Origin of the sequence: Bacillus mobilis, from assembly GCF_001884045.1 — a bacterium.
GTDB classification, from domain to species: Bacteria; Bacillota; Bacilli; order Bacillales; family Bacillaceae_G; genus Bacillus_A; species Bacillus_A mobilis.
Genome location: NZ_MACF01000054.1, coordinates 1 through 1970, shown reverse-complemented (window position 1 = coordinate 1970; position 1970 = coordinate 1). Strand labels below are relative to the sequence as shown.

Sequence of the window (1970 nt, the reverse complement as noted above, 5' to 3'; positions counted from 1 at the left end):
GCAGATCAAATAAGAACGAAAACGCCTATTGGTAAGCCGATTACCAATACGACAACATATATTATCCAGGGAAACCAGCTATGTGGAATTGGCATGGTGGGAGAATTATGTATAGCGGGAGATGGAGTAGCGAGAGGTTACTTAAACAACTCGGAGTTAACAGAAGAAAAATTCATTCCAAATCTATATGGAGAAGGGATGATGTATCGCTCTGGTGATTTAGCTAGATGGTTGCCAGATGGGAATATTGAGTATGTAGGTAGAGTGGATGAACAGATTAAGCTACGAGGATTCCGTATTGAGCTAGGAGAAATTGAAAGTGCCATTAAACAGATAGAGGGCTTAAAAGACGCCGCTGTAATAGTAAATGAAAAAGATGGTGAAAAAAGCATCTGTGCTTACTTGGTAGCGGAAGAAGTGATAGATATCGAGTGGATTCGTGAGGAGTTAGCGCAAAAACTACCTACCTACATGATCCCTTCTCATATGATGCAAATTGAGCGGGTTCCGGTAACCAGAAACGGGAAACTGGATAAAGCAGCTTTACCAACAATTGAAGTGAATGATGAGAGCGAATACATAGCGCCGAGAAATGAAACGGAAAAAGCGATCAGTAGCGTTTTTGAAACAGTTTTAGGAATCGAGAAAATCGGAATTAAAGATAATTTCTTTAGAATCGGTGGTCATTCGCTGAAGGCCATAAGGGTTATTAATAAAATTGAAGAAGCTACTGGGGTTAGGATATCACTTAGTGAGATGCTTAGTGATCCTACAGTTGAAAGATTAGCCCAGAAAATAAGAAACAATGAAAGTGAATATAATACAATTCCTTGTGCAGAGGCAAAAGAATTGTACCTTGTGTCTTCTACCCAAAAAAGGGTTTTCATTTCCTCTGAAGTGGAAAAAAATAGCACGTTATATAATATGTATAGTGGAATGGAAGTATTAGGCGGGTTAGATTTATATAAAGTAAATAGGGTATTCAATCAACTAGTGAAACAGCATGAGATATTGAGAACACAGTTCTTGATGAAGGACGGGGAGGTCTATCAAAAGGTAATAACGGATATACATGTTAAAGCTGAATATGATGAAGTGGAAGAAGCAAATGAAGAGGATAAAAAGCGATTACTGATGGAGTTTATTCGTCCTTTTGATTTAGAAACTGCCCCACTTTTGAGAATAAAGGTAATCAAGGTTAATCAAGGAACAGATTTATTGTTTTTTGATATACATCATATAATTTCGGACGGCTTATCTACAAATATTATTATAGAAGATTTTAAAAAATTGTATGCAAGTAAGATGTTAGCTCCGTTACAGGTGCAATACAAAGATTATAGCGAGTGGATGAGAACGAGAGATCTTACAGATCAAAGAGAATATTGGCGAAACGAACTTCAACATATTCCGTCGTCCCTTGAGTTACCATTGGATTATCCTAGGTCGCAATTTCAAAGTTTCCGTGGTCATAATGTAGTTCATTCGATTAAACCAGAGATTAAAGAAAGTATTGCTACATTATGCAAACAAACGGGAACAACGGAATATATGGTATTGCTTTCGGCATTCATGATTTTGTTAAGTAAATATAGTAAGCAAGAAGACATTGTCGTTGGAAGTCCTTTTTCAGGTAGAGTGCATCCAGATACTGAGAAGATTCTTGGTATGTTCGTAAATACATTGGTTATGAGAGGAGCGCCTCAGGGAGATAAGAGTTTCAATACATTTTTACAAGAGATGAAAGAAAAATGTTTGATGGCGCAGGCGAATCAGGAATATCCTTTCGAAGAGCTGGTAGAAGAACTTAATCTGGTAAGAGATAGCTCTCGTAATCCTTTGTTTGATGTGGTATTCAGTTTTCAAAATATTATCAATCCTGAACGTGAATTCGAAGGAAATGGCTTCAAGGAGATTACCATCGAACGAAATGTAGCAAAATTCGATCTAACTGTTACGCTGACGGCGAC

1 protein-coding gene is annotated in these 1970 nt (G+C 37.4%); it reads left to right on the top strand.

Annotated features, from left to right (window positions below):
• On the top strand, nucleotides 1-1970 hold a 1970-nt coding region (locus BAQ44_RS08830), incomplete at both ends, for a condensation domain-containing protein (protein WP_145925747.1).